This window comes from Natrinema marinum (genome assembly GCF_024296685.1).
Lineage (GTDB): Archaea > Halobacteriota > Halobacteria > Halobacteriales > Natrialbaceae > Natrinema > Natrinema marinum.
Genome location: NZ_CP100763.1, coordinates 2803967 through 2819405 on the forward strand (window position 1 = coordinate 2803967; position 15439 = coordinate 2819405).

General features: G+C 68.4%; 19 protein-coding genes. 12 read left to right on the forward strand and 7 right to left on the reverse strand.

The features are described 5' to 3' along the window. The first annotated feature begins 70 nt into the window (after nt 1–70). The 4 genes from NKH51_RS13975 (at nt 71) to NKH51_RS13990 (ending at nt 5585) form a co-directional block, all read left to right on the forward strand. On the forward strand, nt 71–2119 hold the full coding sequence (locus NKH51_RS13975) for a hydantoinase/oxoprolinase family protein (RefSeq protein ID WP_254762300.1): 2049 nt from the start codon (nt 71–73) through the stop codon (nt 2117–2119). Beyond that, nucleotides 2116–3729, forward strand: a complete 1614-nt coding sequence (locus NKH51_RS13980) for a hydantoinase B/oxoprolinase family protein (RefSeq protein ID WP_254762301.1) — start codon at nt 2116–2118, stop codon at nt 3727–3729. Before NKH51_RS13975 ends, NKH51_RS13980 begins: the two co-directional genes overlap by 4 nt. 69 nt (nt 3730–3798) lie before the next feature. Beyond that, nucleotides 3799–4569: a coenzyme F420-0:L-glutamate ligase gene (locus NKH51_RS13985; protein WP_254762302.1), complete on the forward strand. Its 771-nt coding sequence runs from the start codon at nt 3799–3801 to the stop codon at nt 4567–4569. After that, nucleotides 4566–5585 (forward strand): 5,10-methylenetetrahydromethanopterin reductase, encoded by a 1020-nt coding sequence (locus NKH51_RS13990; RefSeq protein ID WP_254762303.1) that lies wholly within the window; start codon nt 4566–4568, stop codon nt 5583–5585. The genes NKH51_RS13985 and NKH51_RS13990 overlap by 4 nt, the downstream gene beginning before the upstream one ends. 20 nt (nt 5586–5605) lie before the next feature. On the opposite strand, the gene NKH51_RS13995 is transcribed toward NKH51_RS13990, so the two are convergent. Next, on the reverse strand, nt 5606–5800 hold the full coding sequence (locus NKH51_RS13995; protein WP_254762304.1) for a DUF8024 family protein: 195 nt from the start codon (nt 5798–5800) through the stop codon (nt 5606–5608). A gap of 83 nt (nt 5801–5883) precedes the next feature. Here NKH51_RS13995 and NKH51_RS14000 point away from each other — a divergent pair, with 83 nt between their 5' ends. The 6 genes from NKH51_RS14000 (at nt 5884) to yciH (ending at nt 11411) form a co-directional block, all read left to right on the forward strand. Then, the gene (locus NKH51_RS14000) at nt 5884–6102 is read left to right on the forward strand and encodes a DUF7573 domain-containing protein (RefSeq protein ID WP_254762305.1); all 219 of its coding nucleotides are present in this window, start codon (nt 5884–5886) and stop codon (nt 6100–6102) included. A gap of 96 nt (nt 6103–6198) precedes the next feature. Continuing rightward, nucleotides 6199–6393, forward strand: a complete 195-nt coding sequence (locus NKH51_RS14005) for a cold-shock protein (protein WP_049991716.1) — start codon at nt 6199–6201, stop codon at nt 6391–6393. 209 nt (nt 6394–6602) lie between these two features. Beyond that, on the forward strand, nt 6603–7583 hold the full coding sequence (locus NKH51_RS14010) for an AAA family ATPase (RefSeq protein ID WP_254762306.1): 981 nt from the start codon (nt 6603–6605) through the stop codon (nt 7581–7583). Nucleotides 7584–7585: 2 nt separating this feature from the next. After that, on the forward strand, nt 7586–8656 hold the full coding sequence (locus NKH51_RS14015) for a DUF58 domain-containing protein (RefSeq protein WP_254765155.1): 1071 nt from the start codon (nt 7586–7588) through the stop codon (nt 8654–8656). Next, entirely contained in the window at nt 8653–10956 is a 2304-nt protein-coding gene (locus NKH51_RS14020; RefSeq protein WP_254762307.1) for a transglutaminase TgpA family protein, read from the forward strand. The genes NKH51_RS14015 and NKH51_RS14020 overlap by 4 nt, the downstream gene beginning before the upstream one ends. Before the next feature lie 161 nt (nt 10957–11117). After that, nucleotides 11118–11411, forward strand: a complete 294-nt coding sequence (yciH, locus tag NKH51_RS14025) for a stress response translation initiation inhibitor YciH (RefSeq protein ID WP_254521485.1) — start codon at nt 11118–11120, stop codon at nt 11409–11411. A gap of 146 nt (nt 11412–11557) precedes the next feature. Here the strand turns inward: yciH and NKH51_RS14030 are convergent, their stop codons facing one another. Next, nucleotides 11558–11932: a rhodanese-like domain-containing protein gene (locus NKH51_RS14030; RefSeq protein ID WP_254762308.1), complete on the reverse strand. Its 375-nt coding sequence runs from the start codon at nt 11930–11932 to the stop codon at nt 11558–11560. 78 nt (nt 11933–12010) lie between these two features. Then, nucleotides 12011–12592: an NUDIX hydrolase gene (locus NKH51_RS14035; protein ID WP_254762309.1), complete on the reverse strand. Its 582-nt coding sequence runs from the start codon at nt 12590–12592 to the stop codon at nt 12011–12013. A 45-nt stretch (nt 12593–12637) separates the two neighbouring features. Between NKH51_RS14035 and NKH51_RS14040 the strand changes: the two genes are divergently transcribed. Then, entirely contained in the window at nt 12638–12829 is a 192-nt protein-coding gene (locus tag NKH51_RS14040; protein ID WP_254762310.1) for a hypothetical protein, read from the forward strand. 24 nt (nt 12830–12853) lie between these two features. Here the strand turns inward: NKH51_RS14040 and NKH51_RS14045 are convergent, their stop codons facing one another. From NKH51_RS14045 to NKH51_RS14060, 4 genes are all read right to left on the reverse strand, one after another. Next, entirely contained in the window at nt 12854–13273 is a 420-nt protein-coding gene (locus tag NKH51_RS14045) for a DUF5809 family protein (RefSeq protein ID WP_254762311.1), read from the reverse strand. A 25-nt stretch (nt 13274–13298) separates the two neighbouring features. Next, nucleotides 13299–13739, reverse strand: a complete 441-nt coding sequence (locus tag NKH51_RS14050; RefSeq protein WP_254762312.1) for a DUF5810 domain-containing protein — start codon at nt 13737–13739, stop codon at nt 13299–13301. Between the two features lie 42 nt (nt 13740–13781). Beyond that, the gene (rimI, locus tag NKH51_RS14055) at nt 13782–14255 is read right to left on the reverse strand and encodes a ribosomal protein S18-alanine N-acetyltransferase (protein WP_254762313.1); all 474 of its coding nucleotides are present in this window, start codon (nt 14253–14255) and stop codon (nt 13782–13784) included. Between the two features lie 122 nt (nt 14256–14377). Next, complete coding sequence (locus tag NKH51_RS14060; protein ID WP_254762314.1) at nt 14378–14659, reverse strand: DUF6360 family protein; 282 nt, start codon at nt 14657–14659, stop codon at nt 14378–14380. A gap of 595 nt (nt 14660–15254) precedes the next feature. On the opposite strand from NKH51_RS14060, the gene NKH51_RS14065 reads away from it, so the two are divergent. Then, nucleotides 15255–15395: a hypothetical protein gene (locus NKH51_RS14065; protein WP_254762315.1), complete on the forward strand. Its 141-nt coding sequence runs from the start codon at nt 15255–15257 to the stop codon at nt 15393–15395. The last annotated feature ends 44 nt before the right edge of the window (nt 15396–15439 follow it).

Consider the following 15439-nt stretch of genomic DNA (forward strand, 5'->3'; position numbering starts at 1 on the left):
GCAAACGTGAAAATCTCGAACGGAAGACGGCGAACTATAAACCGACGGCAGCACAACCCGACGCGTATCGATGGGAACTCCCGAACAAACGTTCACCGCTTCCGGATCGGGCCCCCGGATCGGCGTCGACGTCGGCGGGACCTTCACCGACGTGGCGCTGTCCGTCGACGACCGGCTGATCACCGCGAAGGTACCGACGACCGACGACCAGCACGTCGGCGTCCTCGAGGGGATCGAGAAGGCCTGCGACCGCGCCGGCATCGAGCCGAGCGAGATCGACGGCTTCGCCCACGCGATGACCGTCTCGGTCAACGCCTTGCTGGAGCGTGCCGGTGCCGAAACCGCGCTCGTGACGACCGCTGGGTTTCGCGATGTCCTCGAGATCGGTCGTCAAGATCGCCCCGCGCTGTACGACCTCGAGGCCGAAAAGCCAGAGCCGCTGGTCCCCCGCGACCTGCGGTTCGAGGTCGAGGAGCGAGCGACAGCCGAGGGCGTCGAGCGAGAAATCGATCCCGAGGCGGTCCGCGATCTCGCGACCGACCTGCGCGAGCGCGAGGTCGAGGCGGTGGCGGTCTGCCTGCTGCACGCCTACGCCGACCCCGAGAACGAGCGGATCGTCGCGGAGACGCTGCGCGAGGAACTCACGGTCCCGGTCTCTGCCTCCCACGAGGTGCTCGCGGAGTTCCGGGAGTTCGAGCGCACGTCGACCACGGCGGTCGACGCCTACCTCCGGCCGGCGATCGACGACTACGTCGGCCGGCTGGTCGAGGAAGCCGACGACGCGGGAATCCCCGAACCGTGGATCATGCAGGCCAACGGCGGCATCGCCGACGCCGAGACAGTCCGCGAGCAGGCGGTGACGACGACGCTGTCGGGACCCGCCGCGGGCGTCGTCGGCGCGGCGGCCACGGTCGACGAGACCGACGTGGACGGCCTCGTCACCTTCGACATGGGCGGGACCTCGAGCGACGTGAGCCTCGTCCGCGACGGACGGGCAGAACGGACGACCGACGCCGAGATCGACGGGCTGCCGATCCGCACGCCGATGGTCGACGTGAACACCGTCGGCGCGGGCGGCGGCTCGATCGCCTGGGTCGATTCGGGCGGCGCGCTCCGTGTCGGGCCACAATCGGCGGGCGCCGATCCCGGCCCGGCCTGCTACGGCAACGGCGGGACGGAGCCGACGGTCACCGACGCCAACGTCGTGCTCGGCTACATCGGCCCGAAGACGGCGCTGGGCGGCGAACTGACCCTCGACGTCGACGCGGCCCGCGAGGCCCTCGAGGGGCTGGCCGACGAGGCCGGGCTCGAGGGTGCGCTCGAGGCGGCCCGCGGCGTCTACCGCGTGGCCAACGCGACGATGACGCGGGCGATCCGGTCCGTGACGGTCGAGCGGGGCCACGACCCGCGAGGATTCGCGCTGGTGGCCTTCGGCGGCGCGGGACCGATGCACGCCACGGCGCTGGCCGAGTCGCTCTCGATCGATCGCGTCGTCGTCCCGCGACCGAGCGGCGTCCTCTCGGCGTTCGGCCTGCTCGCGGCCGACGAGAGCTACGACGCCGCCAGAACCGTGGGAGTCGACCTCGAGACGGCGGAGCCGGACGCACTCGAGAGTGTCTACGACGACCTCGTGACTGACGTGCTCGCAGACGCCTCCGATCCGGGTGCGACGCGGATCGAGCGAGCGGCGGACTGCCGGTACGACGGCCAAAGTTTCGAGTTGACCGTTCCCGTCGGTAGCGAATTCGACGCGGATACGGTCGCAACGCGGTTTCGCGAGGCCCACGAACAGGCGTACGGCTACGCGATGGACGAAGCGGTCGAGATCGTCACCCTCCGCGCGACGGCGGCGGTACCCGGCTCCGAGCCGACGGTCCGTCACGAAGGGAAAGGCGGCGACATGATCGGCACCCGTCGCGCGCACTTCCCCGACGTCGGTCCGCGGACGGCGACCGTCTTCGACCGGGATCGAGTCGCGCCGGGCGCGACGATCTCGAGCCCGGCGATCTTAGAACAGGACGAGAGTACGACCGTCGTCCCGCCCGCGTGGACGGGTGAGGTGCTCGCGGACGGGACGCTGGTGCTGACCAGAGACAGCGACACGACGGAGGCACGATGACTACGCACACCGACGGAACGGACGACAGCGACGGAACCGACGGGAACGGCATCGATCCGGTCACCCTCGAGGTGTTGCGCAACCAACTCGAGAGCGTCGCCGAGGAGATGGGGCAGACGCTGATCCGAGGGGCCTACTCGCCGAACATCAAGGAGCGCCGGGACTGCTCGACGGCGCTCTTCGACGCCGACGGCCGGATGGTCGCCCAGGCCGAGCATATCCCGGTCCATCTCGGGGCGATGCCCGCGGCAGTCGACGCGGTTCGGGAACGCGATCCGGAGCCGGGCGACGTGTTCGTCCTCAACGATCCCTTCACTGGTGGGACCCACCTGCCGGACGTGACGATGGTGTCGCCGCTCGCGCCCGGAGACGGTAGCAACGGCGACCGCGATATCGTCGGCTACGCCGTCTCACGGGCCCACCACGCCGACGTCGGCGGCGCGACTCCCGGCAGTATGCCGGCCGGCTCACAGGAGATCTACCAGGAAGGACTGCGGCTACCGCCCACCCGGCTGGTCGCGAGCGGCCGCGTCAGAGAGGATGTCCGCTCGCTCCTCCTCGCGAACGTGCGCAACCCCCGCGAGCGCCGAGCCGACCTCCGCGCACAGCGGGCGGCGAACGAACGCGCCGAATCCCGGCTCGCCGATCTCTTCGACGAACACGGCCGAGAAACGGTGCTCGAGGCGTTCGAGGCTGTGATCGACTACTCCCGCGAGCGCGTCGAAAGCGAGATCGCGGCGCTTCCCGACGGAAGCTACGAGGCGACGGACGTGCTCGAGGGAGACGGCGTCACCGACGACGACATCGAGATCGCCGTCGCGGTGACGATCGACGGCGAGACGATCGACGTGGACTTTTCCGGGACCGCCGACCAGCTCGCGGGGAACCTGAACGCGCCGCTCGCGGTCGCGAAGAGCGCCGTCTACTTCGTCGTCCGCTGTCTCACCGATCCCGAAATCCCGCCGAACCACGGCTGCTACGAGCCGGTGACGATCAACGCGCCCCAGAGGTCGCTGCTCGACCCCGAGCCGCCCGCGGCGGTCGTCGGGGGCAACGTCGAGACCAGCCAGCGGGTCACCGACGTGGTCTTCACCGCGCTCGCCGAGGCAGCGCCGGACCGTGTGCCCGCACAGGGCCAGGGAACGATGAACAACCTCACCATCGGCGCGCGGGACGGCTCGGTCACCTACTACGAGACGATCGGCGGCGGCTTCGGCGCGCGCCCCGACCGCGACGGGATGGACGGCGTTCAGGTCGGCATGACCAACACGCTGAACACGCCGATCGAGGCCCTCGAGACCGAGTACCCGCTCCGGGTCGAGCGCTACGCGCTCCGCGAGGGCAGCGGCGGCCGCGGGCGCTATCGAGGCGGGGAGGGACTCGAGCGCGCGGTGACCGTCGAGACGCCGGCGACGGTGTCGCTGCTGACCGAGCGCCGCCGCCACGCGCCGACGGGCGTCGCCGGCGGCGAGGACGGCGCGACCGGCGAGAACCTGATCGACGGCGAGGCGGTGCCCGCGAAGACGACGGTCGACGTCGACGCCGGAACGACGGTGACCGTCAGAACGCCCGGCGGCGGCGGCCACGGCGAGCCGGACGAGGGGGAGTAGAGCACGCGGGCGTTCACGCCTATTCTCCGGTGACGGTGCCCTTTTGACGCCGCTGGCCTACCCTTCGGTATGGAACTCAACGGCGTGGCGGACCTGCCCGAGATCCGCCCCGGCGACGACATCGCCGCCCTCGTCGCGGATCGGGCCGCCCTCGAGCCCGGCGACGTGCTCACCGTCGCGAGCACGATCGTCTCGAAGGCCGAGGGCCGGACGGCGGACCTCGAGGACTATCCCGTCAGCGGCCGGGCTCGAGAGATCGCCGACCGGATCGAGGAGATCGCCGGCGAGGAGAAGGACCCGCGGTTCGCGCAGGCGATCCTCGATGAGAGCAGCGAGGTGCTGATCGACGCCCCGTTCATCCTCGCCGAAACCCGTTTCGGGCACATCTGCCCGAACGCGGGGATCGACCGCTCGAACGTGCCGGACCACGATCTGCTGCTCCTGCCGAAGCGACCCGACGAGAGCGCCGAGCGGATTCGCGCGGGGCTCGCCGAGTACGGCATCGAGGACGTGGCCGTGATCGTCACGGACACCTGCGGGCGGCCGTTCCGCCACGGGCAGACCGGCGTGGCGATCGGCTGGGCCGGGATGTCCGCGAGCCGAGACTGGCGTGGCGAACTCGACCGGGACGGCCACGAACTCGGCGTTACCGTCCAGTCGGTGGTCGACGAACTCGCCGCCGCGGCGAACCTCGTGACCGGTGAGGGGGACGGCGGGACGCCCGCGGTCGTCGTTCGCGACTGGGAGTTCGGCGATCACGAGGGCAGTAACGAACTCTTTCGCGCCGTCGAGGACGACCTCGTGCGACGGGCGCTGCGGGAGTGGAGGTTCGACGGATGACGGACGAGACTCGAGCAACGCAAGACGCAACCTGGGCCATCGAACTCACCCCCGAACACCCACCCGAGCGGGTCGCCGATCTCGCGGCGCTGGCTGAGGACGAGGGATTCGATACCGCGTTCGCGAGCAGCCACTACTTCAACCGCGACCCGTTCGTGGTGCTGTCGCGGATGGCCGACGCGACCGACGACCTGCGGCTGGGGCCGGGCGTCGTCAACCCCTACGAGACCCACCCCGTGAAACTGGCCGCGCAGACGGCGACGATCGACGAGATCAGCGACGGGCGCGCGGTCTTCGGCGTCGGCGCGGGCGATCGCTCCTCGCTGTCGAATCTGGGAATCGAGCGCGACAGCCCGCTGCGGCGCGTCCTCGAGACGTTCGATCTCGCCCGCGACCTCTGGGCCGGGGAAACGGTCACCCACGAGGGGACGTTCACCGCGAAAGACGCGTCGCTGAACCTCGAGCCGCCCTCGGATCGAATTCCGGTCTACGTCGGCGCGCAGGGCCCGCACATGCTCCGCATGAGCGCGAAACACGCCGACGGCGTGCTGATAAACGCCGCCCACCCGCGGGATCTGGAGTGGGCCGCGGGCCAGCTCGAGCAAGGGCTGGCCGAGCGACCCGACGAGCGCGAGGCGTTCGAATCGCTGGCCTTCGCGAGCGTCAGCGTCGCTGGCGACGAGACCGAAGCGCGCGAGGCGGCCCGCCCGCCGGTCGCCTTCATCGTCGGCGGGGCCGCGGACCCGGTCCTCGAGCGCCACGACATCGACCCCGAGGCGGCGACCGCGGTGAGCGACGCGCTAGAGCAAGGAAATCTTACCGAGGCCTTCGGTCGTGTTACCCCGGCGATGATCGACGCGTTCTGTATCGCCGGGACGACCGAAACCGTCGCGGAGCGGTTCGAAGCGGCGCTGACCCACGTCGACGGGATCGTCGTCGGCTCGCCGCTTGGGCCGGACCTCGAGGACGCGGTCGAACGAGCGAGCGAGGCGCTCGAGCGCGCGACCGGGGAGTAACCGGACGAAGAAAAAGGAACTCAGCTCGAGGTGAAGAGGCTGCCGACCGCACCGAGGGTGAGGACGCCGAAGACGGCCATCGAGAAGGCGACGAGGAGCGCACCCATCAGGACCAGAAGCGGCGCGAGTCCGTCGCCCATCGCCACGTCGCCGAAGAGGCTGGTCATTTCGGTGATGTTGTCCACGATGAGGTTCAGCGGTGTCACGGTGGTCATGTTCGGGGGTTGTGACCGGTCCTACTTGGCCGTGCCGGTCCCGCGGCGGAGCGATTAAACCGCCGCCGTACGTATCTCCGACCGTGACCGACGACGCGACGCTCTCCGACTTCGTGCCGACCGACGAGGAGGAGGTCGACGAGACACGCGACGCCGAGGACGCCCTCGAGGCGACGCCCGGCGATTCCGGGTTCTCGACGTACGCGTGGGGCGAGTACACCTGCGGTCGGTGCGGAGCGGCGACCGAGCGGGTCTGGCGCGACGACGGCGACTTCGTTTGCCCAGAATGCAAGGAGTGGTAAACGGCGACTGCCGGCAGTAACACCGTGCTTCTCGGCCCGTCCTGGCGAGTGCGCCCCCGAAGCTTTATATTTTTGTCGTGGTTCTATTGACCTGCAATGGCGAAAGGTACGGTCGCATTCTTCAACGACACTGGCGGCTACGGATTCATCGAGACCGACGACGCGGACGAGGACGTGTTCTTCCACATGGAGGACATCGGCGGCCCTGACTTAGAGGAGGGTCAGGAACTGGAGTTCGAAATCGTCGAGGCCGAGAAGGGGCCACGCGCAACCAACGTCGAGCGGCTCTAGGCAGGCGATTCCACAGGAGCATCGTTTTCAGATCGTTACGCGAGAAGCGGCGGCTCTCGGCTGTGGAGCGCGACGCCGCAGCCGGGGCACGCCAGTGAGGGATTTCTCACAGAACCGGTAGTTCACATGACACAAAACCTATGGTCCGCAGCGACGGATATTCTCGTACCGACTGGGTCGTCCGAGTCCCCCGCGATACCTTTGAGAGTATGACCAACGCCAATCCGACAGCGGAGACAGGTACCGATCCCACGACCGACGGTGACGCCCTCCAGATAGCCGCGGTCGAACGACTCTGTGCCGACATCGAGTCGAACGTTTCGCGCGTGATCGTCGGCCACGAGGACGTGATCGAACACGTCGTCACCGCCGTCCTCGCACGCGGCCACGTCCTCCTCGACGACGTGCCCGGCGTCGGCAAGACGATGCTCGCGCGTTCGATTGCAAAGTCCGTCGACTGCACGTTCAGCCGCGTCCAGTTCACGCCCGATCTACTCCCGACCGACGTCACTGGCGTCAACGTCTTCAACCAGCAGACCCGCGAGTTCGAGTTCCAGTCCGGCCCCGTCTTCGGCAACATCGTGTTGGGCGACGAGATCAACCGCGCGCCGCCGAAGACTCAGGCCGCCTTGCTCGAGGCCATGGAGGAAGGACAGGTCACCGTCGACGGCACGACCCGCGAGCTCCCGACGCCGTTTACGGTCATCGCAACCCAGAACGCCGTCGAGCCCAACCGCACCTACGACCTCCCCTTCGCCGAGGTCGACCGCTTCATGAAGAAGCTCCACCTTGGCTATCCCGACCCCGACGAGGAGGCCGAACTGCTCGGCCGGACGGTCGGCAACCATCCCATCGAGTCGCTCGAGGCGGTGACCGACCGCGAGACCCTCGTCGCCGCCCGCGAAACCGTCTCGACGGTTCAGGTCCGCGAGCCGGTTCGGAAATACGCCACGCGGCTGGCGGCCTACACCCGCGAGAACGCCCACATCGGCGTCAGCCCACGTGGCACGATCTCGCTGCTCCGGGCCGCACAAGCCCGCGCCGTCACCGACGGCCGCGAGTACGTGCTCCCGGACGACATTCAGGTCGAAGCGCCCGTCGTGATGAGCCACCGGATCAAGACGACCGGACGGGACCGGGACGGCGCCGCGGTCGTCGAGGACGCCTTGGAGCGCGTTGCCGTCGAATGAACGTGCGACTCACGCTCCGCGGCTGGACCGCCGTCGGCGTGGTCGTACTCGCCGTCGCGATGAGCTGGCAGGCCGGTCCGCGGGCGTTGAACGCCGTCGTCGTCCCGCTCGCCGTCGTCGTGCTCGCCGGCCTGCTGTCCGTCGGCCGAGCCGACCGACCGCGGGTCGACCGCCACCCCGTCCGCGAGGGGTTCATCGGCGAACGGCGGCAGGTCGAGGTCGCGATCCAAAGCGACGGCACTGTCGCCGCGACCGTCCGCGATACGGTCGGCGATGGACTATCGACGGCCGAGGAGCCGATCACCGAGACCACCCTCGCCGGCGCGGAGACGTTCGCGTACGACGTGGAACTCGAGGAGCGGGGCGACCGCCGCGTCGGGCCGCTGTCGATCGCTGTCAGCGACGTGCTCGGGTTCGCCGAGCGGCGATTCGAGTACGAGGAGACGACATCCGTCCTCGTCTACCCGCGGGTCCGCGACCTGAGCAGGGGTCCCACGGCCGACCTGCAGACGCTCGCCAGCGTCGCGCCGGTCCGCGACGCCAAGGAGTTCGACCACCTCCGGGAGTACCGCAGGGGCGACGCCCTGCGCGACGTCCACTGGAAGAGCGCCGCCAAGCGCCCCGACGACGAACTGACCGTCGTCGAGTACGCCGACGAGGCGGACGCCGGAGCCGTCACGGTCGCCGCCGAGTGCGTCAGCGATCGCGATGACGAGCTGGCGTCAGCCGCTGCCAGCGTCGTGACCGCTTTACTCGAACTGGGCGCGACGGTCGGGCTCACCGTCCCCGACGGAACGTACCCGCCCGGGTCGGGCCGATCTCATCACCGCGATCTCCTGGGGCTACTCGCCGTCGCCGAACCCGGCGAGCTTCCGGAGCGAACGCGCCAAAACGCGGACGTACTAGTCCGAACAGACGAGGAGGAGACGACGATCGTCGTCGATGACCGCGAGATCCCCTTCGACCGGCTCTGTGGCGGACGGGACGGCGAACTCGAGGCGCGTCGAAGCGGATCCGATCGAAACGACCGATCCGGCCGTACCGTCGAGGGCGAGACGGAGGTGCACGCGTGAGCACGGACTCGTCGACTCGCGCCAGCGAACGAACGATATCGGTCGGCGCGAGCGGCCCCCTCGAGGCCGGCGCCCTTCGCCGACTGGCGCTCGCCTGCGTGCTCGCCCTGACTGCCTCGTACGTCAGCGTGCTCTACGAGGTAACGCGAGTCGTCGGCGGGAGCACGGCGCTGCTCGCGATCGTCGGCGGAATGCTCCTCGCCGCGACGGTGACCGCGCGAGCGGTCCGCCCGCGGACCGCCGTCGCCCTCGCGCTGTCGGCCGCCGGGTTCGGCTTCGCACACTACCTCACGTCGGCCGGCGTCGAACTCGGCGTCGTCTTCACGTCGACCGACGCCATCGTCTCCGACACCGTCGCGCTCGCGACCGGACTGCCGCTGCTCCGGATGGTTCAGGCGGGGATCTGGACGCTCGGGTTCGCGCCCGCACCCGTCTTCCTCTCGTGGTATCTCGCCCTCCGGGGCCGCTACGGCTCGAGCGCCATTCTGGGCGGCGGAGCGCTCGGCTTTCTCGTCCTGACCGGCGACGCCGGCACCCTCGTCACGTTAGCCGGCACCCTCGCCGGTATCGGGGCCGTCGCCGCCGGCGAACTCGAGAAACGGGGCGGCTCGATCGCACAGGCCGACCTGCTTGCCGCCCTCTTCGCGCTGGCCATCGTCCTCTCGCTGACCGTCACGGCCGTTCCCGGCGACCCGTCCGGGCCGACCCACCTCGTCCAGGGCGGAGACGGCACGCTCGAGGCGACGCTCGACACCGCGCCCCAGCGGTCGGGGATCTCCGGACAGGTCGACCTCTCGCCGGAGGTCCGGTTCACGGTCGAGTCCGACGAGCCGTCGTACTGGCGGACGGGCGTCTACGACCGGTTCACCGGCGACGAGTGGGTGCGAACCGGCCAGAGCAGCCGGTACGACGGCAGCAGGATCGCCTCTCCGCCCGGAGACTACGAGACCGTCGAGTACACCGTCACCGCCGAGACGAAACTGGGCATCATGCCCGTCGCGCCGCAGCCGGTGTCGCTCGGTGACGACGCCGCCAAGCGCGCACTGCTCTCCGCCCACGACCAGCCGCGGCCGGACGCGCCGCTCGAGAAGGGGATGAGCTACGGCGTCGAGAGCGCGATCGTCGACCCCCGGCCGGCTCGGCTCCGAACCGCCGGGACCGACTACCCCGACGAAGTCGCCGACCACTACCTCCAGACGCCGGAAGGGACCTCGAGCGAGTTCCGCCAGCGCACCGCCGAGATCACGGCCGAGGCCGACACCCCCTACGAGGCCGCGGTCGCGATCGAAGACCACCTCGAGTCGACGAAGACGTACTCGCTGGATGTCTCGCAGCCTCCCAGCAACGTCGCCGAAGGGTTCTTGCTCGAGATGGACGCGGGGTATTGCGTCTACTTCGCGACGACGATGACCCAGATGCTCCGCGAAGAGGGGATCCCGGCCCGCTACGTTACCGGCTACACGAGTGGGCAGCGAATCGACGACGACGAATACCTCGTCCGCGGGCTCGATGCCCACTCCTGGGTCGAGGTCTACTTCCCCGACCACGGCTGGGTGCGGTTCGATCCGACGCCCGGCCAATCGCGAAGTGAGGTTCACACGGAGCGGCTCCAGCAGGCTCGCATGAACGGCAACGAGGCCGCTGACATTCCGGAAAGCGAGGACGAACCGATCCGCGACGAGCCCGACGAGACGCCCAACGACACGTCCGACACGGATCAGGGGACCCCGAACGAATCGCCGTCCGATCCGGGAACGCGAAACGAGACGCCGCCGTCGGAGGAGCCGCCGACCGAGCCGAACGAGTCCTCGCCCGACATCGACAGCGGACCGAACGAGAGCGACGGCGACGACCGTCGCTCGTGGCTCTCCCGCATCGTCACGATCACGCGCGAGACGGCCGCGATCGGGCTCGTCCTGTTCGTCGGTCTCGCCGCCGGCGCACGCCGGACCGGCGCGACCGGGCGCGCTCGCCGCGAGCTCGGCATCTACTGGCACGGCTCGCGAGGCGATCCCGACCGGGACGCCGAGCGCGCGTTCCGTCGGCTCGAGCGACTCTTCGCCCGGCAGTACAGGCCGCGACGCCGCTCGGAGTCGGCTCGCGCGTATCTAACGGCGCTCTCGAAAGCGGCCGACGGGGACGACGGCGAATCGATCGATCCCCGAACCGAGCGGGTCCTCGAATGCTACGAACGGGCGGTTTACGGCGACGGCGTGAGCCGATCGGCCGCCGACGAGGCGGTGTCGATCGTCGACGACCTCGCTCGTGCCCGGCTGCCGATCGTCCGCCGCCTTCCCTGAACCTGGTCGCCGGATCGAGCGGCATCATTCGAGGACGGGCCCTCGGCGTCGATTTCCCACTTCTATCCAGCCGAAATCCCCCTGCACACTCAAAAAGAACCACGCGAGGGCATGCGGGTCCCGATAGTGTTTAATATGCCCGTTTCATAGCTACGAACGTAATGTCGGAAGTCTGCTCGACGTGCGGGCTGCCCCAAGAACTCTGCGTCTGCGAGGACGTGGCCAAGGGCCAACAGCAACTCAACATCCGCATTGACGAGCGCAGATACGGTAAAGAGGTAACGATCGTCGAAGGATTCGATCCGAAGGACGTCGATCTCGACAGTCTCTCGTCGGATCTCAAGTCCAAGTTCGCCTGTGGTGGCACCGTCGAGGACGACCACATCGAACTTCAGGGCAATCACACCGGCCGCATCGAGGACTTCCTTCGGGACCGCGGCTTCAACGTCGCATAATGCCCGCGATGCTCTGAGACGACTTCCGACCCCACGACCGCGCCGCGCGTTCACTACCTTTTCGACGCCGCTACCGGCCAGTTGCGTCGCTGCCGATCGAACTGTCGAACGAGTCGATTACGAACGGATCCGCGGTCGATCCGCGATCAGAACGGCGATTCGCGCTCGGCCGATTCGCCGTCCACCGACTCGTCGCCGTCGTCGCGAGCCAGCCCGAACTTCATTCCGTACTTCTCGAGGCCGCCGTCCATGCTCTCGACGCGGGCGTCCGCCGTTCCCTCGTACGAACCGATGAGCTGTGCGGCCTGAACGCTCGCCTTGCCATGGGGACAGACGGTGACGATCCGGTCGGCGTCCTCGAGTTCGTCGACCCGGTTCGTGAGTTCGTGGAAGGGGATGTTCTCGCTGCCGGGAATGTGACTGTGCGCGAAGTTGCGCTCGTCGCGGATGTCGACGATGCGCACGTCGGCGCCGTCGTCGAGGAGTTCCTTGACCTCGTCGGTGGAGATTTCGCCGTCCATTACCGGCGCGTTAGGCGGCGCGCCGAATAAGGATACGGGTCCGAGGACGGCCGAAGAGCGGTCCTCCGCCGGGCCGGGCTACAGGAGGCCGTCTTCTTTCGCCAGCAACAGCGCCGAGAGCGTCGAATCGTTCGCCGGCCGTTCGCGGGCCCGCTCGAGCGCCTCGTCGACCGGGACAGTCGTCACCTCGAGGAACTCGTTGTTGTCGAGTTCGCGCTCGCCGGGCTCGAGGCCCTCGGCGTAGACGACGCCGCGGTCGTGACGGAGGACGCCAGTCGCGACGGCGTACTCCTGAAGGAGCGCGGTGCTCGTCGGTCGAAAGCCGGTCTCCTCCTCGAGTTCGCGGGCCGCAGCCCCGGTGTAGGACTCGCCGTCCTCGACGATCCCCGCTGGGAGCTCGAGGTGGGTCTCGCGGATCGTCGGCCGATACTGCTCGACGAACAGGAGGCGGTCGCTGTCCGCGGAATCGGCGTCGTCGGCATCCGCGATGACGTCCGCGTCGATCCGCGCGACCACGACGACCGCGGACGGCAGTTCCGCCCAGTAGTAGCGTTTCTCGCTCCCGTCGGGCTGCTCGAGCAGGTCGTAGCCGCCGTCGTACCAGCCGGTCTCGTACTCGGTGTGCTCCTCGAGAAGCGCCCACTCGTCGGGGACAGTCATAGCGGACCTGCGTCCGCGAGCGGGTAATAGGTGGCGTTTCGACCGATGTCGATCCGCCACGTCGACGACGACCGCGCACTCTGCGACCTCGTGATGCAGTTTCTCGAGCGCGAGGAGAGCGGTATCGACTGCGCCGTCGCGACCGACACGTCACCGACCGCCGCGCTCGAGGGCGACGGGCAATTCGACCCGGAGGCCGAAACCGAACTCGATGGCGACGAGGCGCAGCCACCGTAACCGGCTCACTACCAATCGAAGGGGTCAGGACCGGTCGACGAGCGGCCGGTAGAGCCGGCCGAACGCCTGCCGTCGGAGCGTCGCGATCGCCGCGTCTTCCTCGTTTTGAAACGTCGCCGCGACGGCTTCGCTCTCGGGACCGACGTGCCAGACGACGCGGTCGACGTTCTCGCTCCCGACCGTCGTCACCTCGCCGTCGGAGGACTCGCGCCACTCCTCGAACTCCTCGCGGCTCCCGACGTGGACCTCGAGCAGACTCGCGAAGAGGGCGTCGCGGGCGGTTTCGACGACCTCGCCGGTGACGCGCTCGTCGTACTCGTCGCGGTCGAACGCCATGGCCTTCGCGACTTCGCGGACGACCGTCTGTGCCGCGGGGCCGACCTCCTCGTAGCGTTTGCGTGCCGCCTCTGCCGACGCCGGCGAAACCGTCCCGACCGTGTGCATACCCACACGGTGGGTCGACGGGCAGTTACGCGTTTTCGTTCGACTCGGGGTCCCCGCCGTCACCGTCCGAGGCCGCCCCCTCGTCCGCGTCGGCCCCGTTGCCGTCCTGCATCTCGCGGGTCAACTCGGCCGCTTCTTGCAGGACGTTCTCGGTTTCGGCGGTCATCGAGCCACGCCCCGGCCCGCGGCTCTGGCGTGCAATACCCCCCTCGAGCGAGTCCGGACGGCCAGGATCGTAGCCGTGCTGGTGGCCGGCCGTGTCGAAATCCGGCGTGTCGGTCTCTTCGGCGTGGGGACTGACGAGTTCGCCGAGTTCCTCGGGGCTGCAGTCGCTCCAGTCGGGCGCGTGCTCTTCGAGCCACGCGCGGTGCTCTTCGCGACCGAGCGAGGCGGTGATCGCGAGGTGGTTCGCGAGGTGGACCGCGTCCGCCTCCTCGGCGTCGCAGACCGGACAAGCGTATCCCATAGGTGAGCGTACGGACCCAGCCGCTAAAACGTCCCGCCGACCTCAGCCGAGTTTCCGAATCATCACGATCGCGTCCTCGTCGTTGCCGTAGTAGCCGGGCACCCGCCGGAGCGGTTCGAACCCGAACTGCCGGTAGAGCCGTTTCGCCTCGTCGTTCGATCGCCGAACCTCGAGTTTGACCGTCTCGGCACCGCGGGCGGCGAGGACGCCGAGCGAGCGGGAGAGAAGCGCCGAACCGACGCCCGCCCCGCGGTGGTCCGTGTGGACGGCGATGTCCTTGACGTGGCCGAGCGAGCGGCCGACCTGCTGCGTGACGTCGGCGACGACGTAGCCGGCGATCTCGCCGCCCGTCTGAGCGACGAGGAAGCCGGGTTCGCCGAGGAACTGCTCGAACGCGTCGTACGGCCAGGGCTGAGCGAACGAGTCGTTCTCGATGCGAACGACAGCGAGGAGATCCGCACGCTCCGCGGGCCTGATCGACACCTCGTCGCCGTCCTCGCGGGCGTGCGTCGTCACATCAAGGGGTAACGCGCGGAACGGTAAAAGCCGTACCGTCCCGGCAGCGCCGCTCGAGTGAACGCCGAGCAGACCGGCAAAAAGGCACGGACACGAACCTCGGCAGCGTTCCTGCGAGACCGCTACTCCGTCGCGCTCTCGACGCGATCGGCGTGTTTCTCGAGGTCCGCCGCCAGAGCGCGCGCCTGCGACGGCGTCAGCTCGAGTTCCTGCATGTGCTTTGGCAGATACTCCTCCGCGAGGTTGTCCAGTTCGAGCTGGAGGCGAACGCTGTCGGGGGCCTCGCGGTCGGCGGTCGCGTTCACGACGGCGACGGACTCCCACTCGAAAGCCTCACCGATCGCTTTCCCCTCGACGTAATCCAGCGTCGTGTACGCGTTGACCGTCATCAGTCGATCGGACATGCTACCTCGAGTCTCACGGCGCGAGTACTTATACTGCCGGCTCTCCCGAACGACGAGACCGCGATCGAACGACCCTCGAGTCGGTCCGCTGCCTCCGTTCCCCTCTCGAGTGCACGTTCTAGCGGCAACTGTTTCCGGATAAAGGACCGGCAAGCGACTGCGGTTCGAAAGCGATCAAGAGACGAGAAAACGGCTCATCCGGCGCTATCATATCCCTCAGAACGACGGAGGATACCGGCCGGCATCTCCGGCGTGTGAGCGAAATAACCGGCCGACGCAAGACGATACGTTCCCACGATGATGGACTCGAGTCCCGTACGCGGGCGCTGCCGGACATGACCACCCCACGTACGGATCGCACCGTCGTTCTGTCGCACCGACCGACCAGATGCCGACACCGACGATCTGTACGACGGTCGACTCGCACATCGCCGAGAGTTACGCGACGGAAGCGATGTCGCGACACGGAACGCGAGACACTCACGCCCGCTGAGTTTTCGTCGGGGATAGCGGCATAATGCTCCGCTACGAGTGAACACGGGTATCGCTTGCAGCCGAAGCGGTACTTATGCCGATAGGGTTCGAAACAGGTTCCATGACAGATGCAGCCGAATGTAAGCCGGAGCCGGCCGAGCAGGAAGGTGAGGAGCGCGATGACGCCCACCTCGACGATATCGAAGAAGGTGCCGGCTGTACGGAGATCTGGGAACACCTCGCCGAGAAACGCGAGGAGTAACACGCTCGTTTCGCCTGGGCAACGACCTTTTTACGGCAAGCCTC